The 24,635-nt window shown below is 66.9% G+C and carries 18 protein-coding genes; 16 read left to right on the top strand and 2 right to left on the bottom strand.

Features of this window, described 5'->3' with window-relative positions; translation table 11 throughout:
• Nucleotides 1-380: 380 nt before the first annotated feature.
• The gene (locus GQR91_RS12665; protein WP_149683515.1) at nt 381-1,556 is read right to left on the bottom strand and encodes a glycoside hydrolase 5 family protein; all 1,176 of its coding nucleotides are present in this window, start codon (nt 1,554-1,556) and stop codon (nt 381-383) included.
• A 164-nt stretch (nt 1,557-1,720) separates the two neighbouring features.
• On the opposite strand from GQR91_RS12665, the gene GQR91_RS12660 reads away from it, so the two are divergent.
• The 16 genes from GQR91_RS12660 to GQR91_RS12585 all read left to right on the top strand — a co-directional run bounded on the left by GQR91_RS12660 (nt 1,721) and on the right by GQR91_RS12585 (nt 24,231).
• Complete coding sequence (locus GQR91_RS12660) at nt 1,721-4,600, top strand: TonB-dependent receptor (protein ID WP_149683514.1); 2,880 nt, start codon at nt 1,721-1,723, stop codon at nt 4,598-4,600.
• Nucleotides 4,601-4,621: 21 nt separating this feature from the next.
• Nucleotides 4,622-5,590, top strand: coding sequence for a family 43 glycosylhydrolase (locus GQR91_RS12655; RefSeq protein WP_149683513.1), 969 nt, complete (start codon nt 4,622-4,624; stop codon nt 5,588-5,590).
• Between the two features lie 121 nt (nt 5,591-5,711).
• Complete coding sequence (locus GQR91_RS19320) at nt 5,712-5,996, top strand: DUF2934 domain-containing protein (protein ID WP_211368606.1); 285 nt, start codon at nt 5,712-5,714, stop codon at nt 5,994-5,996.
• Between the two features lie 50 nt (nt 5,997-6,046).
• A complete protein-coding gene (gene glgX / locus GQR91_RS12645; RefSeq protein ID WP_149683512.1) occupies nt 6,047-8,167 on the top strand; it encodes a glycogen debranching protein GlgX in 2,121 nt (706 codons plus the stop codon).
• On the top strand, nt 8,164-9,858 hold the full coding sequence (treZ, locus tag GQR91_RS12640) for a malto-oligosyltrehalose trehalohydrolase (RefSeq protein ID WP_149683511.1): 1,695 nt from the start codon (nt 8,164-8,166) through the stop codon (nt 9,856-9,858). Before glgX ends, treZ begins: the two co-directional genes overlap by 4 nt.
• Complete coding sequence (gene malQ, locus GQR91_RS12635) at nt 9,855-11,735, top strand: 4-alpha-glucanotransferase (RefSeq protein WP_149683510.1); 1,881 nt, start codon at nt 9,855-9,857, stop codon at nt 11,733-11,735. The genes treZ and malQ overlap by 4 nt, the downstream gene beginning before the upstream one ends.
• The gene (treY, locus tag GQR91_RS12630) at nt 11,732-14,119 is read left to right on the top strand and encodes a malto-oligosyltrehalose synthase (protein ID WP_149683509.1); all 2,388 of its coding nucleotides are present in this window, start codon (nt 11,732-11,734) and stop codon (nt 14,117-14,119) included. The genes malQ and treY overlap by 4 nt, the downstream gene beginning before the upstream one ends.
• A 9-nt stretch (nt 14,120-14,128) precedes the next feature.
• Nucleotides 14,129-15,091 carry an alpha/beta fold hydrolase gene (locus GQR91_RS12625; RefSeq protein ID WP_149683508.1) on the top strand — a complete coding sequence of 321 codons (963 nt, stop codon included), beginning with the start codon at nt 14,129-14,131 and terminating at the stop codon, nt 15,089-15,091.
• Nucleotides 15,092-15,101: 10 nt separating this feature from the next.
• Nucleotides 15,102-16,406, top strand: a complete 1,305-nt coding sequence (pncB, locus tag GQR91_RS12620; RefSeq protein WP_149683507.1) for a nicotinate phosphoribosyltransferase — start codon at nt 15,102-15,104, stop codon at nt 16,404-16,406.
• Nucleotides 16,403-16,972: a DNA-3-methyladenine glycosylase gene (locus tag GQR91_RS12615; protein ID WP_149683506.1), complete on the top strand. Its 570-nt coding sequence runs from the start codon at nt 16,403-16,405 to the stop codon at nt 16,970-16,972. The genes pncB and GQR91_RS12615 overlap by 4 nt, the downstream gene beginning before the upstream one ends.
• Nucleotides 16,973-17,023: 51 nt before the next feature.
• Nucleotides 17,024-17,212 (top strand): hypothetical protein, encoded by a 189-nt coding sequence (locus tag GQR91_RS12610; protein WP_112383971.1) that lies wholly within the window; start codon nt 17,024-17,026, stop codon nt 17,210-17,212.
• A gap of 141 nt (nt 17,213-17,353) precedes the next feature.
• Nucleotides 17,354-17,983, top strand: a complete 630-nt coding sequence (locus GQR91_RS12605; RefSeq protein WP_112383977.1) for a retropepsin-like aspartic protease family protein — start codon at nt 17,354-17,356, stop codon at nt 17,981-17,983.
• A gap of 45 nt (nt 17,984-18,028) precedes the next feature.
• Nucleotides 18,029-21,103, top strand: coding sequence for a hybrid sensor histidine kinase/response regulator (locus GQR91_RS12600; protein ID WP_149683505.1), 3,075 nt, complete (start codon nt 18,029-18,031; stop codon nt 21,101-21,103).
• 128 nt (nt 21,104-21,231) lie between these two features.
• Entirely contained in the window at nt 21,232-22,086 is an 855-nt protein-coding gene (locus GQR91_RS12595) for a manganese catalase family protein (protein ID WP_164727752.1), read from the top strand.
• Nucleotides 22,087-22,202: 116 nt separating this feature from the next.
• Complete coding sequence (locus tag GQR91_RS12590) at nt 22,203-22,940, top strand: Crp/Fnr family transcriptional regulator (RefSeq protein WP_112382307.1); 738 nt, start codon at nt 22,203-22,205, stop codon at nt 22,938-22,940.
• A complete protein-coding gene (locus tag GQR91_RS12585; RefSeq protein WP_149681510.1) occupies nt 22,933-24,231 on the top strand; it encodes a sensor histidine kinase in 1,299 nt (432 codons plus the stop codon). The genes GQR91_RS12590 and GQR91_RS12585 overlap by 8 nt, the downstream gene beginning before the upstream one ends.
• Here the strand turns inward: GQR91_RS12585 and GQR91_RS12580 are convergent.
• Nucleotides 24,210-24,635, bottom strand: a complete 426-nt coding sequence (locus GQR91_RS12580) for a response regulator (protein ID WP_160146739.1) — start codon at nt 24,633-24,635, stop codon at nt 24,210-24,212. The two genes, GQR91_RS12585 and GQR91_RS12580, sit on opposite strands and share 22 nt — an antisense overlap.

Here is a 24,635-nt window from a genome sequence, read left to right as displayed (position 1 = left end):
ACCACCACGCGCGACGCCGATCGACATGCGGGTGCACGGAGCCAACGGCCACTCTCTGTCCGGAACGACCATCCCCGTCCTCGCGATGGGCGCGGGAGTTGGGAGGCGTGCGTCTCAGGATGCGGTGGGACATCGCCTTCGCGCCCCGGACGATGAACGTGCAAGTCTGCGCGGTTCACCGATCAGCACCCTGTACGCGCCTGCGCACATTCCTTTTGTCTCAGCAGGCGCGAAGGCCGGTCGATGCCGATCCCGCTTCCCCCGCTGAGTCAGGCCGTCCCGCCGGGCGAGGCGGCGACGTGTCGTTCGATACGTCGCCGCGATACGAACGAGGGTGGATCAACCCGGGGTCATCCGGATCGAGCCCCCCCTCGCCCCGATCACCGCCGCGCGCGCCGCGGCGGCGGTGCATCTGCGGCAGCCGCCGCCGGCACCACGCCCTTGGGCGCCGCGCTCAGCCGCCGGATCAGGTCCGTCTCCGCCGCCCGGTACGGCGTGCCATCGCCGCGGAAAACCTCGTGGAACCAGATGGTCGGCTCGTCCTGCGTATAGGGCTTCTTCCAACTGTCCCAGGGCAGGCGCGTCTGCGTCTTGCCGTCGACAAAGCCCCAGTTCATCATCGCGACATTGTAGCGCTTGCCGATCGGCAGGCTGTTGTCGAAGGTCGATCCGTTCCCCCGCGCCATATATTCGGTGCACAGCAGCGGCCGATTATAGGGCAGCAACTGCCGCACCCGCCGCTCGAACGTTTCCGGCCAGCTGTAATCGTGGAACGAGATGACGTCGGACTGTCCCAGTTGCAGCTTCTCCATCGGCGAGCCGCGCCCGCCCGGCGTCCAGTCGTCGCCGATCCACACGCCCGACGTCAGCGGCTGCGACGGATCGGCGGCGCGCGCCCAGTCGAACACCTGCGCCAATAGCGCGCGGACCAGCGGCTCCTTGCCCTCCTGTCCCTTATACTGGTCGGCGCCGTTGTCGGGCTCGTTCCACAGGTCCCAGCCCAGCACGCGAGGATCGTTGGCAAAGGCGCCGATCACCCCTTGCACATAGGCCTTGTAGCGCGGCCAGCCGGCGCGGTCGCGCAGGCCCGCCATGCCGGGCGACTGGACCCAGCCGGAATTGTGCACGCCCGGTATCGGCGGATGCTGCGGCCCCGCCACCGGGTTCGGGTCCCAGCAACTGTCGAACAGCACGAACAGCGGCTTGATATTGTGCCGCTGCGCGATGGTCAGGAACGCGTCGATGCGCTGGCGGAACCCCTCCGGGTCCTTGGTCCATAGCTGATCGTGCAGGAACACGCGCATCGTGTTCATGCCGATGCCCTGTGCCAGCCCCAGTTCGTAATCGATCCGCTTGGGGTCCCAGGTTTCGGCCTGCCACATCTCGAACTGGTTGATCGCATTGGCGGGTGCGAAATTGGCACCGACCAGCCAGGGCTGTTTCGCGTACCAGGCGTTCGCCTGCGCCTCCGTCCACCGGCCCCGCGCCTCGGCGGGCACGGCGACCAGCAACGCGCTGGTGGCAAGCCCCGTCATCATCGTGACGATCAGCTTCATCGATCCTCTCCTGCTTTTGCTCTCTGCCGCGGGTCTAGCCCCATCCCGAATTGTCTTACAAGCCGACGCGCTATTTTTATCATGTGGTTCGTTTGGCTTACCGTTCAAATCTCACTTGTCACCTCCAACAAATGCGGTAATTGCCTGTGATCAAAGGCGCAAAGATGCCGGACACGAAACAGGGGTTGGATATCATGAAGGACAAGGCGCTGCTCCGCGCATCGACCGCGATGCTTGTCGGACTTTTCGCTGCCATGCCGGCACAGGCTCAGGTGGCGCAGGAAACCCCCAAGCCCGACACGCCCAGCGACCTGTCCGCCAATCCCAGCGTCCCGGCCCCCTCCAGCCAGCAGGGCCCGGCCGACGATGGCGAGATCGTCGTCACCGGCCTGCGTCGCAGCCTGGAGTCGGCGCAGGCGCTCAAGCGCAATTCGGACGGCATCGTCGATGCCATCGTCGCGGAGGATATCGGCAAGCTGCCCGACACCTTCGCCTCGGCCGCCCTCGCCCGCGTCTCGGGCGTGCAGGTGACGCGCGGCGCCGGCGAGGCGGCGGGCGTGCAGATCCGCGGCCTGCCCGACATCAGCACCACCTATAACGGCCGCGAGATCTTCACCGCCGAGGGCCGCTTCGTCGCGATCCAGGACTTTCCCGCCGGCACCGTCGCCGCGCTGGAGGTGTACAAGAACGGCACCGCCAATCTGATCGAAGGCGGCATCGGCGGGCAGGTCAACGTCCGCGGTCGTCGCCCGTTCGACTTCAACGGGTTCGAGGTTTCGGGTTCGCTCAACGGCGTTCACTGGGAGCAATCGGGCAAGCCGACATGGAACGGCAATCTGCTCGTCAGCGACCGGTGGGATACCGGCATTGGTGAGATGGGCCTGCTGGTCAACGCCTCCTATGTCGGCCTCAACTATCTTGATGCGACCCGTGAACAATCGGTCGTGATCGGCACCACCACGGCCGAAAGCGCGCCCGGTGTCGGCGCCGGCATCCGCTACCCGGATGCGCAGGGACGCTTCACCAGCAACGGCAACCGCTTCCGCCCCTCGGCCAATGCCGCATTCCAGTGGCGTCCCAGCCCCGAACTGGAGGTCTATGTCGACGGGCTTTACCAGGGGTATCGCAGCCACGACGAAAACCAGTGGATGTTCGTCCCGATCTTTGGCGGCCCCGACTTCCAGTTGCAGAATCTGACGGCCCGGCCCGGCGCGGCCAATGTGGCGCAGGGCGCCACCGTTGTCGGCGGCAGCATACCCGATGGTTATTACACGTCGGCATCCGGCCGTACCAATACCTACCAGATCGGTGGCGGCATGGTATGGCAAAGGGATCGGCTGCAATGGTCGGTCGACGGCGCCTACACGCGCTCGACCTATGATTTCAAACTCTACAATATCGACTATCTCTTCGCTCGTTCGCCGACGCGCACGGTGTTGTTCGACGGGCCGGATGGCGGACCGACGTTCAACTTCGTCGATTTCGATCCCAGCGACCCGAACAATTTCAATGTCCGCGGTTTCTTCCAGGAACATCTGAAGGTCGGCGGCAAGGACATCCAGCTGCGCGGCGACACGCAATATGATTTCGACGAGGGCAGCTTCATCAAGCGGATCCAGGCGGGTCTGCGCTACAATGATCGCGATGCCAATCGGGATCGCGGTGCCCCCTATATCGATCGTTTGAACAACGATCCCGCCAACGCGCTGTATCGCGATCTGAACATCCCGATCTCCGCGCTGCCGGCGACCGTCCGGCAAACGCGGCCCGCCTTCAGCTTCAACAACAATTTCCCGGTCTATTCGTTCGCCGGGCTTTCCGAGGAAAGCATCCGCAACAATATCGATCAGCTGCGCGCCTATTTCGGCGCCCCGGAAGGATTGCCTGCATTCAATCCGACCGAAAACTTCCAGGCGAACGAGCGTGCGCTCGCCGCCTATGCGCAGGTGAAGTACGGCGCCGATCTGAACGACAGCATTTCGGTCGATGGCTTGCTCGGCATCCGGGCGATCCGGACCAAGGTCAGCATCAGCGGGTTCGTGCGGGACGAGACCTCCGGCGCGGCAACGCCGACATTCGACCCGATCACGGCCAGGAACGAATATACCGACTATCTGCCCAATGCGAGCGCCCGCTTCCGCTTTGGCGATGAGCTGCAACTGCGGCTGAACTACAACCAGACCCGCACCCGGCCCAACTTCTTTGACCTGAACCCGACGCTGACGGTAGGCCCGCCGCCCACCATCTCGCCCGAATGCCAGGCCGACCCGTCGCTGCCGCAGTGCATCAACAGCAATCTGCGTAACATCAGCGGCGGCAATCCGAACCTCAATCCGCTGACGTCGAACAACTACGACATCAGCCTGGAATGGTATTTTTCGCGTGCGGGGTCGATGACCGCGGCCTTGTTCCGGCGCGATGCACAGGGCTTTATCTCGCGCGTCAATCGCGAGGGTGTCGATGTCGGCTTCGGCCCGTCGCGGCTGAACCTGCCCGAAAATACCGGCCAGACGCGTTTCCAGGGCGCCGAGGTGCAGTTCACCAGCTTCCTCGACATAGACGGGCTACCCGACTGGGCGAAGGGCTTCGGCGTCCAGGCCAACGCGACCTATGTCGATTCGGAGGGCGACCTGGCCAGCGATCTGGGCAGCAACCCGAACGTCGCCGGGCGTGGGCTGCGCTTCACCGGCGTTTCGAAATGGTCGGGCAACCTTGTCGGGTTGTACGAACGTCCCTTCTTCTCGGCACGACTGGCGTATAACTACCGCTCGAACTTCGTGTTCGAATATGGCCAGGTCAATCTGGACGTCGATGCCAACGGCGCGCCGCGCACCGGGGCGATCGTGGAAAAGGGCCGCGGCCAGCTCGATTTCTCGACCACGGTCACGCCGATGCCCAACATCACCGTGGCGTTCGATATCGTGAACCTGCTCGGCAACCCGCTGCGCCGTTACCGCGAGTTCAACGATGCGGGCGACCAGTATGCGCGGCAGATCGTCTATCTGGAACGGACCTATTCGCTGGGCATCCGGTTCCGCTTCTGAACGGGCATTGGGGATATGCTGATGAAGAAAAGGCACTGGTTCGCCGCCGCCGCCATGGCCCTCACCCTGGCGGGCGGCGCACTGGCGGACAATCCGCAGTTCCAGGGCGCCGATCCGCACGCGATGATGATCGACGGCGAATTGTGGGTCTTCCCGACCGGCGGCCCCGGCGGAAGCTGGGCTGCGGACCGCTTCGGCGCCTTCTCGTCCAGGGACCTGAAGACCTGGCGCAACCGCGGCGAGTTGATCCGCCGCGACCAGATCCGCTGGATCGGCGATGACGGCGCGCCCGAGCATTTCCTCTGGGCCCCCGGCGTCGCCACCCGCGACGGCAAGTGGTTCCTTTATTACTCGGTCGGCCCGCAGAACCCGACCCCCAGCCGCATCGGCGTCGCGGTCGCCGACCGGCCGGAGGGTCCGTACCGCGACAGCGGCGCCCCCCTCGTCACCGGCGGACAGGGGTTCGAGGCGATCGACCCGATGGTGTTCGTCGACCCGAAGGACAACAAGGCCTATCTCTATGCCGGCGGCAGCGCGGGATCGCGGCTGCGCGTCTGGGAGATGACGCCCGACATGATCCATGTCGCGCGCGAGGTGCCGGTCGACAACCCGCCCGAGTTTACCGAAGGCGCGTTCATGCACGAGCGTGGCGGCATCTATTACCTGTCGTACAGCCATGGCCGCTTCAACGGCCCGGACTATTCGGTGCATTACGCCACCGCATCGTCGCCGACCGGCCCGTGGAAGTATCGCGGTGCGATCCTGACCAGCGACAAGCACCGCAAGGGTCCGGGCCACCACAGCATCGTGCAGGCGCCCGACGGCCGCTGGCTGATCGTCTATCACCGCTGGGAGCGGCCGGGCAGCCCACCCCCGTTCCGCGGCGAACGACAGGTCGCGGTCGACCGCTTGGACTATGCCCCGGACGGCACGATCCGCCGCGTGACGATGACCGACGCCCGCGCCCCACTGTTGCAACCCGCGCACTGACCGGGGGCACCGCGCCCTCCCCCTAAAGAAATTCGGATCGTCGCGGAGCCGAAACGGCCGATCACCGTTTCGTCTTCCGTGGCGCACCATTTCGTGTGCCCGGCAAGAGGGAGACGTCAGGGTGGCCGAACGCGAGAACAAGGTCCGCGACCGCGCATATGCTTTGTGGCAGGCCGAGGGTGAGCCGCATGGCCGCGACCGGGACCACTGGACCCAGGCCGAACTCGAACTGGGCGACGACGATGCCGCCGCCGCCGAACCCGCCGATTCCCCGGCCGCCGACACACCCCTGACCGATACGCAGGACACGGCCCCCGCGGCCGAGCCCGCCGACTCGCCCGCCGCGCCCAAGCCGCGCGCCACCCCCGCTCGCAAGCCGCGCAAGCCCCGCGCCAAGCAGGCCTGATCCAGCACGACACCGAATCCCCGCGACGCTAAACGCCGGAGACCCATTCTTTGCACGCACTCCCCGACCGGCTCGAGGCCGGATCGCCCTACCCGCTCGGCGCGACGTTCGACGGGGAGGGCGTGAACTTTGCCGTCTTCTCCGCAAACGCTGACGCGATCGAACTCTGCATCTTCGACCCCCAGGGCAAGCGTGAGCTGAAGCGTTTCGCGCTGCCCGAGTGCACGGACGAGGTGTGGCACGGCTATCTGCCGGACGTTGGCCCCGGCCTTCTCTACGGCTACCGCGCGCATGGCCGTTACGAGCCGGAGGCGGGACATCGCTTCAACCCGCACAAGCTGCTGCTCGACCCCTATGCGCGCAAGCTGCACGGCACGATCAAATGGACCGATGCGCTGCACGGTTATCAGATCCGCTCGAAAAAGGAGGATCTGAGCTTCGACAAGCGCGACAGCGCGCCCGCCATGCCGAAATGCGTCGTGGTCGACGATCATTTCGACTGGTCGCGCGACAAGCGGCCGAACACCCCCTGGTCCGAGACGGTGATCTACGAGGCGCACGTCAAGGGTCTGACCAAGCTGATGGAACTGGTTCCGCCGCGCGAACGCGGCACCTATGCCGGGCTGGGCCACCCCGCCGTCATCAAGCATCTGAAGCGCATCGGCGTGACCGCGATCGAACTGCTGCCGATCCACAGCTTCACCCAGGACCGGTTCCTTCAGGAAAAGGGCCTGCGCAACTATTGGGGCTACAACACGCTCGGCTTCTTCGCGCCGGAACAGGCCTATTTTTCCAGCGACAGCCAAGATGAACTGCGCCGCGCCGTCCACCGCCTGCACAAGGCGGGGATCGAGGTGATCCTGGACGTGGTCTACAACCACACCTGCGAGGGATCGGAAAAGGGCCCGACGCTGTCGTGGCGCGGGCTGGACAATGCCAGCTACTACCGGCTGGTGCAGGATAATCCGCGCTACACGATCAACGACACCGGCACCGGCAACACGCTGAACATGTCGAAGGCGCGGGTCATCCAGATGGTGGCGGACAGCCTGCGCTACTGGGCGACCAGCTTCGGCGTCGACGGCTTCCGCTTCGATCTCGGCCTGACGCTGGGGCGCGAGGCGGATGGTTTCGACCCCGGCTCCGCCTTTTTCGACGTGCTGCGCCAGGATCCGGTGCTGGGCCGGCTGAAGCTCATCACCGAGCCCTGGGATGTCGGCCCCGGCGGCTATCAACTGGGCAACTTTCCGCCCGGTTTCGCCGAATGGAACGACAAGTACCGCGACACGGTGCGCGAATATTGGAAGGGCGAGCCTGGCAAACGCGGCGATCTGGCCGCGCGCCTGTCCGGCTCGGGCGACCTGTTCGATCGCCGGGCGCGCCGCCCCTGGGCCAGCGTCAACCTGCTCGCCGCGCATGACGGCTTCACGCTCGCCGATACCGTAATGTACGAGGAACGGCATAACGAGGCCAATGGCGAGGATAATCGCGACGGCCATTCGCACAACGCATCGTGCAACTGGGGTGTCGAGGGGCCGACCGATGATCCATCGGTCAACGACGCGCGCGGCCGCGTCATGCGGTCGATGCTGACCACGCTGATGTCCTCGCTCGGCACGCCGATGCTGGTCGCGGGCGACGAGTTCGGGCGGACGCAGGGCGGCAACAACAACGCCTATTGCCAGGATAACGAGATAAGCTGGCTCGACTGGAAGGCGGCCGACACACCCGAGGGTCAGGCGCTGATCGACTTCACCGGCCGGCTGGCGGCGTTGCGCCGCCGCTATCCCGTGCTGCGCTCGAATACCTTCCTCTACGGACAGGATACGCCCGGCCACGGCATCAACGACATCGAATGGTGGGACGAACAGGGCAAGCAGTTGAGTTCGGAGGATTGGGACAATCCCGAGGGCCGCGCGCTGATGATGCGCCGCGCCAGCCGGACGGAGGACGGTCAGGTCGAGGCGGTGTCGCTGCTGCTCAATGCCTCGGGCGATCCGATTACCTTCCAGCTTCCGCCGCCCCATGCCCAGCGGATGGTGCTGGTCGACAGCGCGAAGCCGGATCAGGGCGAGATCGAGATCGGCGACAGCTACGAGGTCGCACCGCAGGGTGCGGTTCTGCTGACCTGGCTCAGCACTTTCGAGCAGTCGGAGCCGGACGAGCAATGAGCGCCTGGGGACCGACGCCGACGGAGGGCGGTCGCGCCGCCTTCCGCCTCTGGGCACCCGACCGGGACAGCGTGACGCTGGAAATCGATGGCGGCGATGCCACGCCGATGCAGCGGCACGACGATGGCTGGTTCACCGCCGAGGCTCAGGCCCCGGCGGGCACCCGCTACCGGTTCCGGCTGGACCCGGACCTTGCGGTCCCCGATCCCGCCTCCCGTCTTCAGGATGGCGGCGTGCACGGCTGGAGCGTGGTCGTCGACCGCGCCCATGACTGGCAGCATCCTGACTGGCGCGGCCGGCCATGGGCCGAAACCGTCGTCATGGAACTGCATGCCGGCGTCCTTGGTGGCTTTGCCGGCGTGATGGAACGCCTGCCCGAATTCGCCGCGCTTGGCATCAGCGCGATCCAGTTGATGCCGGTGAACGCGTTCGGCGGCACCCGCAACTGGGGCTATGACGGCGTGCTGCCCTATGCACCGGCGGAGGCCTATGGCACGCCCGCCGAGTTGAAGGCGCTGGTCGATGCCGCGCATGGCCACGGCCTGTCCGTGTTCCTCGACGTGGTGTATAATCACTTCGGCCCCGACGGGAATCACCTGGGCGCCTATGCCGGCGCCTTCTTCCATCAGGACGTCGATACGCCGTGGGGCGGCGCGGTCGCGGTCGATGCCGACCCCGTTCACCGCTTCTTTGTCGACAATGCGCTGATGTGGCTGGACGAATACCGGTTCGACGGTTTGCGCTTCGATGCCGTGCACGCCATCGCCAACGATGCGTTCCTCGACCGCATGGCGCGGGAAATCCGTGCCGCCCTGCCCGACCGCCATGTTCATCTGGTCTTGGAAAACGAGAATAACGATACCAACCGATTGGCGGACGGCGTGTATGACGCGCAGTGGAATGACGACTTCCACAACGTCCTCCACGTCCTGCTGACCGGCGAGACCAGCGCCTATTACAGCGACTTCGCCGACAAGCCGGCACAGCGTCTCGCCCGCTGCCTGCACCAGGGCTTCATCTATCAGGGCGAGGGGTCGCCCAATCATGACGGCAAGCCGCGCGGCAAGCCCTCCGGCCATCTGCCAGCCACCCGGTTCGTGTCCTTCCTCCAGAACCACGACCAAATCGGTAACCGCGCGATGGGCGAGCGGCTGACCCTGCTCACCAGCCCCGACAAGCTGCGCGCCGCCACCGCGCTGTTGCTGCTCTGCCCGCAAATCCCGCTGCTGTTCATGGGCGACGAGACGGGCAGCGAGGCACCCTTCCTGTTCTTCACCGATTTCCACGACGAACTGGCCGATGCGGTGCGCGAAGGCCGGCGCAAGGAATTTGCCAAGTTCGACGCCTTTGCCGATCCCGAGGCACGCAAGCGTATCCCCGATCCCAATGCGCAGGATACCTTCCGCCGCTCCGCCCCCACGCCCGGCCCGGACGCAGGCACCTGGCGCGATCTCTACACGCGGCTGCTCGCCCTGCGCCGCGACCGCATCGTCCCGCGCCTGTCCGGTGCGAAGGGCATCGCCGCGCAGGCGCTGGGCGATGCACGGGTGGAGGCAGAGTGGCGCCTCGCCGACGGTGCGACGCTCACCATCGTCATCGACCTTGCCGATACGCCCGAGCCGCTGCCCGATCATCCCGGCGAGCGCTTGCATGCCGAGGGCAACCGTTTCGGCGCGTGGCTCAACGCATGACCGACCTCACCGCCCGCGCCGAGGCCGCGGGATTGTGCGTCGAATGGGAAGACGCGGACGGCCGCCAGCAGCGTGTTTCGGACGCGATGCTGGAAGCGATCCTCGCCTGCCTTCGCACGAATGGCGATGCCGCGCCCTTCGTCACGGCGGATGTCGGTCGCCCCATCGCATTGCCCGCGCATCTGGCGGGGCTGGCGGGCGAACTCGATTTTGAAGACGGCATCCGTCGCAGCGTGGCGATCGGCGGGGACGGCGCCCTGCCCCCGATCGCCGAGCCCGGCTATCACCGGTTGCTCGCCGGGGGAGAGACCTGGACGATCGCCGTCGCCCCGCTGCGCTGCCCCGCTGTTCCGGGGGAGGCGCTATGGGCCACCGCGGTGCAACTGCCCTCGCTCCGCGGCGAGACCCCCGGCGCTTTCGGCGACTTCGGCACGCTGGCGCAGGCGATGCGCGCGGTCGGCGAGGCTGGCGCCGCTGCCGTGGCGATCAGCCCGACGCACGCGCTCTTTCCCGCCGATGCCACGCGCTACAGCCCCTATGCACCGTCCAGCCGGCTGTATCGCAACGTGCTGTTCGCCCCTGCCGGCACCGCTGCACCATCGGATGGCGACGACCTGATCGACTGGTCGGCGGCGATCCCCGATCGGTTGCGGGACCTGCGCATCGACTATGACCGGCGCTCGGAGGAGGACCGCGCGGCCGTTGCCGCCTTCCGCACGCCCGAACGCCACGCGCACGCCACCTTTGATGCGCTCCACACCTATTTCCACCAGCGCGACCGTGCCACCGGCTGGCGCGACTGGCCGGAGGCGTTTCACGATGCGGGCGGCCCCGCCGTCGCGCGCTTCGTCGCCGACCATACCGATGCGATCGACTTCTACCTCTACCTGCAATGGCGTGCCGAAACGGCGTTCGCCGCCGCGGGGGAGGCCGGTCGCGCGGCCGGCATGCCGATCGGCCTCATCGCCGATCTCGCCATCGGCGTGTCCGGCGACGGCAGCGACGGCTGGAGCCGCCGCGACGAGCTGCTGACCGGGCTCAGCATCGGCGCACCGCCCGATCCGCTGGGGCCGGACGGGCAGAATTGGGGCATCACCGCGCTTTGCCCCTTTGCGCTGCGCCGCACCGGCTTTGCTCCCTTCATCGCCACCCTGCGCAGCGCCTTCGCCCATGCCGGTGGCCTGCGCATCGACCACGCCCTGGGCCTCAAGCGCCTGTGGGTGATCCCGGAGGGCGAAAGCGCGGACAAGGGCGCCTATCTTCAGATGCCGTTTGAGGATCTGTTGCGCATCCTGAAGATCGAGGCGCACCGCGCCGGCGCGATCGTCATCGGCGAGGATCTGGGCACCGTCCCGCCCGGTTTCCGCGATACCATGGCAGAGGCCGGCCTGCTCGGCATGCGGGTGCTGCCGTTCGAGCGCGACGAGGATGGCGGCTTCGTTACTCCGGCGGAATGGGACCGCGAGGCCGTGGCGATGACCGGCACGCATGATATCGCCACCGTCGCCGGCTGGTGGCTGGGCCGAGACATTGCGTGGCGGGCAAGGATCGCCGACCGCTCGGCCGAACCCGATATGGCGCAGCGCGTGGACGATCGTACCGCTTTGTGGCGCGCCTGTGCCGGCGACGCGCCGGAGCCCACCGATCCGCAACTGGTGGTCGACGCCGCGATCGCGCGCGTCGCCGCCACCCCCTGCCCGGTCGCGCTGATCCCGGTCGAGGATCTGCTGGGGCTTGAGGAACAACCCAATCTGCCCGGCACCATCGATGAACACCCCAACTGGCGCCGCCGCCTGCCCGACACCACCCCCGCCCTGCTAGCCAGACCGGCTGTGGCCGCCCGTATCCACACCCTAAATCACCGGACCCCCGCATGACCCCCCGCGCCACCTATCGCCTCCAGTTCCACGACGGGTTCGGCTTCCAGGATGCGGAGGCGCTGGTTCCGTATCTCGACCGGCTCAGCATCAGCCATGTCTACGCCTCGCCGATAACCGTCGCGGCCAAGGGTTCGACCCACGGCTATGACGTGATCGACCCCACCCGGATCAACCCCGAACTGGGCGGCGAGGAGGCGTTCCGGTCGCTCGTCGCGGCACTGCGCGCGCGCGGCATGGGCGTCATCATCGACATCGTCCCCAACCATATGGGCGTCGCGGGCGGCGGCAATGCCTGGTGGAACGACGTGCTGGCGAAGGGACAGGGCAGCCGCTACGCCCGGTTCTTCGACATCGACTGGTCGCACCGCCTCGTCCTGCCGATCCTGGGCGCCCCGCTTGCCGAGGTATTGGCGGACGATCAGATCGCGGTGGAAAGCCATGACGGCCGCGCCTGCCTGGTCGCCTATGGCGAACACCGCCTGCCCATCCGCGACGACGACCAGGCCGCCGCACGGACGCTCCCCCTCCCCGAGCTCCTCGCCCGCCAACATTACCGCCTCGCCTCCTGGCGCACCGCAAACGACGAACTGAACTGGCGCCGCTTCTTCACGATCAGCGAGCTCGCCGGCCTGCGCATCGAAGACCCGGCCGTGTTCGAGGAAACACATGCGCTCTACTTCCGCCTGTACGAAGAGGGCATGATCGACGGCGTCCGCATCGACCATGTCGACGGCCTGACCGACCCTGCCGGCTATTGCCGTATGCTGCGCGAACGGCTCGACGCGCTGCCGCGCGCAGCGGACGCTCCGGCCGGCCCCGCCTATATCGTGGTAGAAAAGATACTCGCCGCCGACGAGCCGATGCCCACCGACTGGGGCGTCGACGGCACCAGCGGATATGACTTCATGGAGGAGGTCGCCGCGCTGCTCCATGACCCGGACGGCGCGGAGCCCCTCGGTACGCTATGGTCCGAGATCAGCGGCGGCAGCGCGGATTTCGCGCCGGAGGAACTGCGCGCGCGACAGGACATGCTCGCCTGGCAATTCTCCGGGCAACTCGACGGATGCGTCGCTGCGTTCGTAAAGCTCGCCGGCACCGCGGCCGAAACCTCCGCGCACACGCCCGCCATGTGGCGCCGCGCCATCGAACGGCTGCTCTGGGTCTTTCCGGTGTACCGCACCTATGGCCCCGATGCGCCGGCAACCGACAAAGCCATCCGGGCCGAGGCCCGTCGGCGCGTCCAGCGCTTCATCCCGCCCGGCGAAACCGCCATTCTCGAACAGGTGCTGGAGTGGCTGTCCGGCGAGGGCCCCGGCGATCCCGCATTGAAGGCGGAGGCTGTGCGTCGCTTCCAGCAACTCTCCGCCCCGATCGCTGCCAAGTCGGTCGAGGACACCGCCTTCTACCGCTATGGGCGGCTGCTCTCGCGCAACGATGTCGGCTTCGATGCCGCGCGTATGGCGCTCGATATCGCTACGTTCCACGACCGGATGCAGGGCCGCGCCGAACATTTCCCCGGCGCGATGCTGACCACTGCCACGCATGATCATAAACGCGGCGAGGATGTCCGCGCCCGCCTGTCGGTGGTGAGCGCGGTGCCGCACCTGTGGCGCGATCAGGTACAGCAATGGCGCGACCTCACCCGGCAGGATGCCGAGGGTGTCGACCCGGCCGACTGGTACATGCTCATCCAGACGCTGTTCGGTGCATGGCCCGATGACGACGACCTCGCCACCTTTGCGGAACGCGTACAGGGTTGGCAGGAGAAAGCGTTGCGCGAGGCCAAGCTGCGTTCGTCCTGGGAGGCACCGGACGAAGCCTATGAAGCACGCGCGCAAAAGCTGGTGGAGGCGCTGCTCACCGAACCGGCCGGTGCCGAGTTCCGCCGATCGATGGCCGATTTCGTCCAGCGGCTCGCCCCCGCCGCCGATGCAACGGCTCTGGCACAGGCGGCGCTGCGTTGCACGGTGCCCGGTGTCCCGGACTGCTATCAGGGCAGCGAGGACCGCGACCTGAGCCTTGTCGATCCCGACAACCGCCGCCCCGTCGATTATGTCCGGCTGCAGCGTCTGCTGGATACCCGCGGCAGCGCCAAGCAGGCGCTGATCGCCGATCTGCTCGATCTGCGTCGCCAACAGGCGTTCAAGGGGTATCAGCCGCTTTCCGTCACCGGCACCCGGCAGGACCGGGTGATCGCCTTCACCCGGACGCTCGGCGCCCGCCGCTTCGTGTGCGCCATCGCGGTTCGCCATGCCGAGGCGCTGATCGATGGCGGGCGACCCGACTGGTGGGGCGATACCGCGGTCATGCTGGACGGCGAGGCCTTGTCGGCCACGACCCTGTTCTCCGACGGCCCCGTCTGGCACCGGGTCGAAGGGTAAGGCGCCGATATGACCCGAAACCGTCCCCTGATCACCGGCGGCTTCGCCGCAGCGCTCGGCATGGCGGGACTGGCGGCCTATTCGCGCCATGTCGGTCGTGTCGCCGAAGCGCTCGTGCCACCGGATGGCGATTTCGTCGAGGTCGAGGGCGCGCGTCTCCATTATGTCGACAAGGGGCCCCGGAGCGCCCAGGCCCCTGTTATCGTGCTGATCCACGGCCTTGCCGGCCAGATGCGCAACTTCAACTACGAGGTTGCCGACCGGCTGGCCGACACCCACCGCGTCATCCTTGTCGATCGCCCCGGCTCGGGGCATTCGCTGGCCGCCCCCGGCACGCATCCCGGGCTCCGCGCGCAGGGGGCCCTGATTGCGGCGTTTCTAGGTCGGCTCACGATCGAACGCCCGTTGCTGGTCGGTCATTCGATGGGCGGTGCCGTGTCGCTGGCGGCCGCGCTGGCCGCGCCCGGCCGGATTGGCGGCCTGGCGCTGCTTGCTCCGCTCACCCAGCCACAGCCCTTCGGTTCGGCTGTGGTGCAGGAGTTCTTTCGCGGTGGTGCTCCGCTTCGCCGCCTTGTCGCGCACACCATCGCGGTTCCGATCCTCCAGTTGCGCAGCCGCCGTGCCGTGCGCCGGGCATTCATGCCCGAACACGCGCCGGACGACTTCGCCATCCGTGGCGGCGGCATATTGTCGCTGCGACCGGAGACGATCGACATCGCGGCCACCGAACTGGTCCATGCCAATCCGGACCTGAGCGAGATGGCTGCGCTCTACCCGACCCTTGATCTGTCGAGTGCGATCCTGTTCGGTGCGCAGGACGCGGTGCTGGACCCGGAAAGGGACGGCGCACCCACCGCCGCCGCGATCCCCGGCTGTCGGTACGAGGTGATCGAGGGTGGGCACATGATCCCGGCAACCCAGCCGGATCGCATTGTGCAATTCATTCTGGACACGGCCGCCCGCATCCGCTGACAAGAATTTCATGGCGTTCACCGATATCGCGACCCGCGTCTGGGACCATGGCTGGCGGCTGGACCCCATCGTCCGCAGCCTGCTCGACACCGATTTCTACAAGCTCTTGATGCTGCAGATGATCCGGCAGCGTCATCCGGACGTACGCGCCACCTTCTCGCTCATCAACCGCACCACGCGCATCCGGCTGGCCGATGATATCGACATCGCCGAACTGCGCGCGCAACTCGATCATGCGCGCACGCTGCGCTTCTCGCACAAGGAACTGATCTGGCTGGCCGGTAACAGCTTCTATGGTCAGAACCGCATGTTCGCGCCCGACTTTCTTGCATGGCTCGCCCGCTTCCGCCTGCCCGAATATGATCTGCGCGTCGTCGATGGCCAGTTCGAGCTGCATTTCGAGGGGCTGTGGTGCGAAACCACGATGTGGGAGATCCCCGCACTCGCCATCGTCAACGAACTGCGTTCCCGCGCAGCGATGGCGGACAAGGGACGTTTCGCGCTCGACGTGCTTTATGCGCGCGCCAAGGCCAAGCTGTGGGACAAGGTGGAACGGTTGCGCGCACTACCCGACCTCGCCATCTCCGATTTCGGTACGCGGCGGCGGCATGGGTTTTTGTGGCAGCGTTGGTGCGTGGAGGCGTTGAAGGAGGGGCTGGGGGACCGTCTGATCGGAACGTCGAACGTCCTGCTCGCCATGGACAATGATCTGGAGGCGATCGGCACCAACGCGCATGAATTGCCGATGGTCGCCGCGGCCCTGGCGGACAGCGACGAGGAATTGGCGCAGACCCCCTATCGCGTCCTGCGCGAATGGCAGGAGCTGTATCAGGGCAATCTGCTGATCGTCCTGCCCGACGCGTTCGGCACCGCCGCCTTTCTGCGCGATGCGCCGCCCTGGGTGGCGGACTGGACGGGATTTCGCCCCGACAGCGCGCCGCCGATCGAGGGGGGCGAGGCGATACTCGACTGGTGGCGCGCACAAGGCCGCGACGCCCGCCAGAAGCTGCTGATCTTCTCCGACGGCATGGACGTCGACAGCATCGAGCAGGTCTATCGCCATTTCCACGGCCGGGTGCGGATGAGCTTCGGCTGGGGCACCAACCTGACCAACGACTTTCGCGGCTGCGATCCGGACGGCGACGACGGCCTTTCCCCCATCTCGCTGGTCGCCAAGGTCATCAGCGCCAATGGCCGCCCGGCGGTCAAGCTGTCCGACAATCCGGCCAAGGCAACCGGCGCGCCCGAGGAAATCGCGCGCTATCTGCGCGTTTTCGGCGATGACGGGCGGCAGGCGCGCACCCCCGAGATATGACGCTGCCGGCCGATTTCTTCGCACGCGACGTGGTCACCGTCGCGCGCGCATTGATCGGCGTCACGCTGCTGGTGGACGGGGTCGGCGGCTCCATTGTCGAGACCGAGGCCTATGCCGCGCACGAACCCGCCTCGCACAGCTTCCGCGGCCCCTCCCCCCGCAATGCCGCCATGTTCGGCCCTGTGGGCCACGCCTATGTGTACCGCATCTACGGGCTGCACTGGTGCCTGAACACGGTATGCGGCACCCCCGGCAGCGCCGTGCTGATCCGCTCGATCGAACCGGTGCACGGCATCGAGCGGATGACCGACCGACGCGGCGACATGCCGCTGCGCCAGCTTTGCGCCGGGCCGGGCCGGCTGTGCCAAGCCCTGGGTATCGGCGGTGCGCTGGACGGCCACAGGCTCGACGCCGCGCCCTTCGATCTGGTCGATGCGCCATTGACGCCGGACCTGCGCATCGGCCCGCGCATCGGCATCACCAAGGCCGCCGAACTGCCCTGGCGCTTCGGCCTTGCCGGCTCCCCCTTTCTCAGCCGTCCATTCCCCCGCGAACAAGCGTCTTGATCTTTTCGAAGCGACGCGGGAAGCTGTTCGAATAATAATAAGGAAGCGAACATGGAGTGGATCAAGATTCTGGCGCTCGCCGCCATGGTCTATGGCGTGTGGGCGACGTACAAGGCGCTGGGGACGCCGGTCCGGTATCAGGGCCATCGCTACTTCCCTCAGTCTGACGGCACCTTCAAGCGCTGGTATGGCGGGCGGCGTTTCGCCCCCAGCGAAATCGGGATGGCCGATCCGGGCTGATCGCGCCCGATCCACGAACGATTTCGGCCATCGACGGTCCGTACGCTCTGCCAAGGGCTGGCATTTGCGGGGCGCATCGCCATCTGTTGATGGACGCTGCAGCCGCCGCCTTGCCGTAGGATAGCCGATCCCGTGTTCGTGATGCCCGATCTGGGTCCCTATGGCCCCTTGTACCTGCTGCTCGCGGCCGTCCTGCTGGCCGGGGTGATCGTGCGGCGGGTGCCGATCCTGCGCACGATCGTCAACCTCGCCAGTTGGGGACTGGTCGCGCTCGTGCTCTTTATCGCGATCGACCAGCGCGGCCGTTTCGACCCCTATTTCCAGCGTATCACCGAGCGGATCTTCCCCGACCAGCAACAGGTGGTCGGGGACGAGGTCCGCATCCGCATGTCGCCGGACGGGCATTTCTGGGCGCGGGCCACCGTCGACGGGGTGGAGCGCCGTATGTTGATCGACAGCGGCGCGACGCTGACCGCCCTGTCGGAGGATACCGCCGCGGCCGCCGGGCTGGAGCCGCGCGACGAACTCGTCCCCGTGCTGCTCAACACCGCCAACGGCACGATCCGCGCCAAGACGGCGACGGTCGCCCGGCTTCAGCTTGGCGCCATCCGCGCAGGGGGGCTACCCGTCGTCGTCTCCCCCGCATTCGGGCGGACCGATATCCTCGGCATGAATTTCCTGTCCCGGTTGAAATCCTGGCGCGTGGAGGATCGCACGCTGATCCTGGTGCCGCATCATCCCCGGCCCGTCGCATCATCGACCCCGGCCTGACCGGTTACATTGACACGTTTTCTCGGGTTTAGCATGCGATCCTCCATGACAGTCCGCCCTTCGCACACCATCACCCTTTCACCCGATACGGCCCGGCTGCTCGATGCCGCGGTCGCGGGCGGCCAGTATGACGGGGCGGATGCGGCCATCGCCGCGGCGCTGGCCGGGCTCGGCCGGGCCACGCCCGCGCCGCAGGACTGGCTGCCGGGCGGCGGCGAATGCGGCGACCTGATCCGCGCGCGCGACTGGAGCGCGACGTCGCTCGGCCCGCGCGAGCACTGGCACCCGGCGCTGCGCTCCACCGTGTCCAACATCATCAACTCGCCGATCGCGAAGGTGCTGATGTGGGGGCCCGACCACATCATGCTGTATAACGACAGCTACCGCGAGATCGCCGGGGCCCGTCACCCCCAGGCGCTGGGCGGCACGGTGCCCGGCATCTGGCCCGAGATCTGGGACTGGAACCGTCAGGTCCTCGCCGCCGGCTTCCAGGGCGAGGTCCTGTCCTATCGCGACCAGCGCATGGTCCTGACCCGCAACGGCATGGCGGAGGAGGTCGTGTTCGACCTGTTCTATACGCCCATCTATCAGGACGGCGCGGTCGCCGGCGTCATGTGCACCGTGCTGGACAATACGCCGCGCATCGTGGCCGAACGACGGCTGGCGGACAGCGAGGCCGAGTTGCGGATCATCACCGACTCGCTGCCGGTGCTGGTCGCCTTTGTCGACCGCGACGGCGTGTACCGCTTCGCCAACAGCTTCTATCAGGACTTTCTCGGCATCGCGCCGGAGCAGGTGGTGGGGCGCACCATCGCACAGGTGCTGGGCGAGGAAAGTCATGCCGTCCGCCAGCCGCTGATCGCCCGCGCCCTGGCCGGAGAGACGGTGGTCGCCGACGTGTCGATCCGCCACCGCGACGGCGGCATCCGCCGGGCCGAGACCCGTTACCTGCCCCGTCGCGGCGACGATGGCGAGGTTCTCGGCTTCCACGTCCTGGTCTTCGACGTCGACGAGCGCATTCGCCATGCCGCGGCGCTGGAACAGAGCAACGGCCGCTTCCGCGCGGCGATGGATGCGGTGCACGGCGTGCTGTGGACCAACAGCGCCGATGGCCAGATGCTGGGCGAGCAGCCCGGATGGGCGGCACTGACCGGACAGGCCTTTGAGGAATATCAGGGCTTCGGCTGGGCGCAGGCGGTCCATCCCGACGACATGGCCGCCACCGTCGCCGCCTGGCGGACCGCGGTCGCCGAGCGGTCGATGTTCGTCCACGAACACCGCGTCTGCCGGCATGACAAGATCTGGCGCACCTATGCCATCCGCGCGCTGCCCATCTTCGGGGCGGACGGCGCCTTGGTCGAGTGGGTCGGCGTCCACACCGATATCACCGAGCAGCGCGAGGCGGAGCAGGCGCTGCGCGATCAGGCGTCTATCCTGGCGCGGCAGGTTCGCCACCGCGAACGCGCCGAGGCCCAGTTGCGTCAGTTGAACGAGACGCTGGAGGCGCGCGTCATCGCCGAGATCGCCGAGCGCCGGCAGGCGGAGGTGGCGCTCGCCCAGGCGCAGAAGATGGAGACGATCGGCAAGCTGACCGGCGGCGTCGCCCATGACTTCAACAATCTGTTGCAGGTCGTGTCGGGCAATCTCCAGCTTCTCGCCACCGACGTGCATGGCAACGAGCGTGCCGAGCGCCGCATCACCAATGCCATGGCCGGCGTCACGCGCGGATCGAAGCTGGCGGCGCAACTGCTCGCCTTCGGTCGGCGTCAGGCGCTCGAACCCAAGGTCGTCAACGTCACCCGCTTCGTGCAGGGGATGGACGACATGCTGCGCCGCGCGATCGGCGAGGGGATCGAGATCGAGACGGTCGTCGGCGGCGGGTTGTGGAACACGTTCATCGACCCCGCCCAGGTCGAAAATGCGTTGCTCAACCTGGCGATCAACGCGCGCGATGCGATGGAGGGTACCGGCAAGCTGACCATCGAACTCGCCAACGCGCATCTCGATGACGACTATGCCCGCACGCATGACGAGGTGATCCCCGGCCAATATGTCATGCTCGCCGTGTCCGATACGGGCAGCGGGATGAGCGCCGAGGTGATGGCCAAGGTGTTCGAGCCATTCTTCTCGACCAAGAGCGAGGGCAAGGGCTCCGGGCTTGGCCTGTCGATGGTCTATGGCTTCGTCAAACAGTCCGGCGGCCATGTGAAGATCTATTCCGAGATCGGGCACGGCACCACGATCAAGCTGTACCTGCCGCGTGCGATGGAAGCCGAGGATATCGAGGTTGCGGTCGATACCGGCCCGATCGCCGGCGGCACCGAAACGGTGCTGGTGGTCGAGGACGACGATGCGGTGCGCGCCACCGTGGTCGAATTGTTGTCCGAACTCGGCTACCGCGTGCTGAAGGCGGTGGATGCGCAAAGTGCGCTGAGCGTGATCGAAAGCGGCATTCCGATCGACATGCTGTTCACCGACGTGGTGATGCCCGGCACGCTGAAAAGCCCCGAGCTGGCGCGCAAGGCGCGGGAGCGGCTGCCCGACATCGCGGTGCTGTTCACCTCCGGCTATACCGAGAATTCGATCGTCCATGGCGGCCGGCTCGACAAGGGGGTCGAGCTGTTGTCCAAGCCCTACACGCGCGAGGCGCTGGCGCGGAAGTTCCGCCACGTTCTCGCCAATCAGAGCCAGCGCCGCCTGGCCGAGCGCCCGCGCATGCCCGCCAACGCGACACCGCTGGCCGACGGCCTCACCATCCTGCTGGTCGAGGATGACGGATTGATCCGGACCAGCACCGCCGAGGCACTGCAGGCAGGCGGCTTCGTCGTGGTCGAGGCGGGCAGCGCGGAGGAAGCGCTGACCGCGCTACAGACCGCACCGATCGACGTGCTGGTCACCGACATCAACCTGCCCACCATGTCCGGGATCGAGCTGGCGCAGCGGGCGCGCGCGGTGCGGCCGCTGGCGGGGATCGTCTTTGCCACCGGCGATGCCGCCGCCGTTCGCGACGCCATGCCGCCCGAGGCGATACTGCTGACCAAACCCTATGGCGCGGACCGGATGATCGAGGCGATCCGCAGCGTCGCGGCGCGGCGCGAGCGGACCGGTGCGACCGTCTGAACATCTTCCACATCATCTTAGATCAATGACCTACGTTACTGATAAATAACGCAGCCGCGCTGCGACTTCGCTTGGCGTGGACGGTTTATCCTTCGCACGGACGTGTGAAACGTTGCGGAGGACCATTCATGTATTATCACGACAAGCGGCTTCAGTATCCGGTCACCGTCGACAAGCCCGATCCCGCCTTTGCGCGCATGCTGCAACAGGCGATCGGTGGCGTGGAGGGCGAGATCCGCGTGTGCATGCAGTATTTCTTCCAGGCCTGGGGCAACCGGGCACCGACGCCGAAATATCGCGACATGCTGCTCCACACCGCGACCGAGGAGATCGGCCATATCGAGATGCTGGCGACCGCGGTCGCGCTCAACCTCGACAAGGCGCCCGCCTCGCTGCAGGAAGAGGGTGCCGCCGACGGCATCGTGGGCGCGGTGATGGGCGGCGGCAACGGCCGCCACGCGATCGAGGGCATGATCCACAAGAACCTGCTGTCGACCGGTCTTGCCGCGATGCCGGTGGACTCCGACGGCGTGCCCTTCAACATGAGCCACATCTATGCCAGCGGCAACATCGCCGCCGACATGTATTGCAACGTGGCGGCGGAAAGCACCGGGCGCGTGCTGGCAGTGCGCCTGTTCAACGCCGCGCATGACGAGGGCATGAAGAAGATGCTCCACTACATGATCGCGCGCGACACCATGCACCAGCAGCAGTGGCTGGCGGTGCTGGAGGAACTGGGCGGCCCGTCGGCCAACCTGCCGGTCCCCAACTCCTTCCCGCAGGAGATGGAGGATCAGGCGAACAACTACAACTTCTACGCCACCGCCGCCGACGGATCGGTGCCGGAGGGACGCTGGACCAGTGGCCCGACCATCGATGGTCGCGGCGACTTCACCGTGTTCCAGAACAAGCCGCTGGGCGAGGAGCCCATCCTCGGCCCCGCCCGCCCCGACAGCGCGGCGCAAAGCCAGCAGATCGGGTGAGGTTGTGCGCGGCCCCCATCATCGGGGCCGCGCATTTCAGTTCATTCCCAAGCCATTAACCTATGTACGAGCGGCAGTTTCTGTGCCCTTCATGATCGATCGTGAAGGGACCCACCATGAATAACCCACTGATCCGGAAGCTGGAACAGTTCACGCGACTGTCCGGCTCGGACCGCACGATACTCGACGAATTGGCCAGCACCGGCATCCGCCGGCTCTCGGCCCGTCGCGACCTGGTTCGCGAAGGCGAAAAACCACGCGCGATCAACCTGATGCTCGATGGCTGGGCGTTCCGCTACAAGATGCTGGAGGATGGCCGGCGGCAGATCATCTCGTTCTTCCTGCCCGGCGACCTGTGCGACCTGAACATCTATCTGCTGCGCGAGATGGACCATTCCATCGCCGCGCTCACCCCGCTGACCTTCTGCGAAATCCCGCGCGATACCTTCGAACAGGTGACCGAGCGCCCGCGCATCGTGCAGGCGCTGTGGTGGGATTCGCTCGTCGCCGCCGCGATCCAGCGCGAATGGACGGTCAATCTCGGCCAGCGCAACGCGCTGGAGCGGATCTCGCACCTGATCTGCGAACTCTTTTTCCGCATCCGCGGCGTCGGCCTGAACGACGACACCAGCTTCTTCTGCCCGATTACCCAGAACGACCTGGCAGAAGCGACCGGCATGACCTCCGTCCACGTCAACCGCACCTTGCAGGAACTGCGCGGGCGCGGCCTCGTCCACTGGAAGGGCAAGCAGGTGGAGATACCGGACCTCGGGGCCTTGTGCCAACTGGCTCTCTTCAACCAGAACTACCTCCATCTCGACCGCGAAGGAGCGCATCTGGACGCCAATGACTGAAACGCTGCGCCTCCAGCCCGGTCCATCCCCCGAAGCCAGGACATGGCGCGTGCTGGCGCGTGCCGAGGCGGAGGGCGCGGATCTCTGGCAGGTGCTGGTCGATCAGATCGCCCGGTCGGGACTGGCGGAGTCGGTTGCGGTGGCGGCGGACAGACCTGAGCCGGGGTGGATCGCCCATGCCGGCCCATGGCGCCCGGCGGACGGCGTCACCCCGCCGCGCCTGCCCGACCGATGCGGACTACTGGCCGCCGAAGCGGCGGAACCGGCAGCTTTCCGGCCCGAGGGTTCGATCGACCGCGCCTTATTGGTGGTTTCGCCTGGGGCCACGTCGCAAACGGTCTGGCTGTTCGCGGACAGCTTCACGCCGGCCGCTACCGCGCTCATCGTCCGGCTGGTCGAGGGGGTCGCGGATGGCGACGATCCCCGCTGCGTGGTCGGTTACGGCGTCGACGGCATCCCGGTGGTGCGCGAGGTCAATGCCGCCTTCTGCCGCCGCACCGGTCTGGCCGTCTGGCCGGGAACGCCGCTGTCCGGCGTATCGCCCCGCTTCCTCCAGATGGGCATGCGCAATCCGCTGACCGTGATGGTGGAAGGCTGGCCACAACCCTTCCGCCTGTTCGCCTGTCCGGTTGCCGGCGATCCTGAGCCTTTGGTCGCACTGGTCCCCGCACCATGCTGGGGAACATCGCCGACGCACGCGACCACCATCGCGACGCCGCAACCCCGCGTCGATCATCAGCATCACGTCCGCAACATGCTGGCCGTCGTCCGCTCGATCGCGCGGCGGACGCGCAGCAGCGACGGCGAGGCCTGGGATCATCTGGACGGGCGCCTGAACGCCTTTACCCGTATCCAGGCGCTGATGACCTATGGCACCGACGACGCCATCGACCTGCACGCGATCGTCGACGACGAACTGCGCGTGCAACCCGGCGACCGGGTCAGCGTCAGCGGTCCCAGGGTCTGCCTGCCGCCGCGGATCGCGGAACGCCTCGGCCTCGCCATCCATGAACTGACCACCAATGCAGTAAAGTTCGGCGCGATGGGACAGGACGGCGGGCGGTTGTCGGTGCGCTGGACCGCCGGCGAGATGCTGACGCTGCACTGGCAGGAAAGCGTGATCGACCCCCTGCCCCCGCCCGGACCGCCGGGGTTCGGCACCGAACTGATCGAGGAGCTGCTACCCTATGAGTTGCAGGCCGAATGCACGCTGGACCTGCATGCGCGCGGCCTTTCCTGCACGATCACCATTCCCCTGCCGCAGGGCGCTCAGGCGGGAAGTTCGCGATAAAGCCGCAAGGCGGCGGGCACCTGTTCCGGCGTCTCACCCCGTGCGATGGCGTAGGCGGCCTGCACGGCCGCGCCCAGGCTGCCGGTATGGAACGGCTTGGCGACGCAGCCGATGATCAGCGGATGGCCCCCATCCGCCGGACAATTGCCGCTGAGGAATATGCACGGCACGCCCCGATCGGCCAGCGCCGTGGCCGCCGTAATCCCGCTGTCGCCATCGGCCAGCTTCACGTCGCACACCACCAGATCGGGCCGGTCCTGCTCCGCCAGGTCGAGCGCGCTGGCAACGGTATCGGCGATGCCGACCACCCGGTGCCCGTGCAGCGTCAACGCATCCTCGACCAGCATCGCGACCAGCGCCTCGTCTTCGATCACCAACAGGTCGAGCGTCCGCGTGTCGGTCAT

The sequence above is a fragment of the Sphingomonas carotinifaciens genome, from assembly GCF_009789535.1.
Classification (GTDB): Bacteria; Pseudomonadota; Alphaproteobacteria; order Sphingomonadales; family Sphingomonadaceae; genus Sphingomonas; species Sphingomonas carotinifaciens.
Note: the sequence above shows the minus strand (reverse complement) of the source record. Positions and strands in the feature narration are given on the sequence as shown.

Coding starts and splice junctions, on each gene's coding strand:
- GQR91_RS12665 (WP_149683515.1), bottom strand. CDS start 1,556: ATGAAGCTGATCGTCACGATGATGACGGGGCTTGCCACCAGCGCGTTG.
- GQR91_RS12660 (WP_149683514.1), top strand. CDS start 1,721: ATGCCGGACACGAAACAGGGGTTGGATATCATGAAGGACAAGGCGCTG.
- GQR91_RS12655 (WP_149683513.1), top strand. CDS start 4,622: ATGAAGAAAAGGCACTGGTTCGCCGCCGCCGCCATGGCCCTCACCCTG.
- treZ (WP_149683511.1), top strand. CDS start 8,164: ATGAGCGCCTGGGGACCGACGCCGACGGAGGGCGGTCGCGCCGCCTTC.
- malQ (WP_149683510.1), top strand. CDS start 9,855: ATGACCGACCTCACCGCCCGCGCCGAGGCCGCGGGATTGTGCGTCGAA.
- treY (WP_149683509.1), top strand. CDS start 11,732: ATGACCCCCCGCGCCACCTATCGCCTCCAGTTCCACGACGGGTTCGGC.
- GQR91_RS12625 (WP_149683508.1), top strand. CDS start 14,129: ATGACCCGAAACCGTCCCCTGATCACCGGCGGCTTCGCCGCAGCGCTC.
- pncB (WP_149683507.1), top strand. CDS start 15,102: ATGGCGTTCACCGATATCGCGACCCGCGTCTGGGACCATGGCTGGCGG.
- GQR91_RS12615 (WP_149683506.1), top strand. CDS start 16,403: ATGACGCTGCCGGCCGATTTCTTCGCACGCGACGTGGTCACCGTCGCG.
- GQR91_RS12610 (WP_112383971.1), top strand. CDS start 17,024: ATGGAGTGGATCAAGATTCTGGCGCTCGCCGCCATGGTCTATGGCGTG.
- GQR91_RS12605 (WP_112383977.1), top strand. CDS start 17,354: ATGCCCGATCTGGGTCCCTATGGCCCCTTGTACCTGCTGCTCGCGGCC.
- GQR91_RS12600 (WP_149683505.1), top strand. CDS start 18,029: ATGACAGTCCGCCCTTCGCACACCATCACCCTTTCACCCGATACGGCC.
- GQR91_RS12595 (WP_164727752.1), top strand. CDS start 21,232: ATGTATTATCACGACAAGCGGCTTCAGTATCCGGTCACCGTCGACAAG.
- GQR91_RS12590 (WP_112382307.1), top strand. CDS start 22,203: ATGAATAACCCACTGATCCGGAAGCTGGAACAGTTCACGCGACTGTCC.
- GQR91_RS12585 (WP_149681510.1), top strand. CDS start 22,933: ATGACTGAAACGCTGCGCCTCCAGCCCGGTCCATCCCCCGAAGCCAGG.
- GQR91_RS12580 (WP_160146739.1), bottom strand. CDS start 24,635: ATGACCGACACGCGGACGCTCGACCTGTTGGTGATCGAAGACGAGGCG.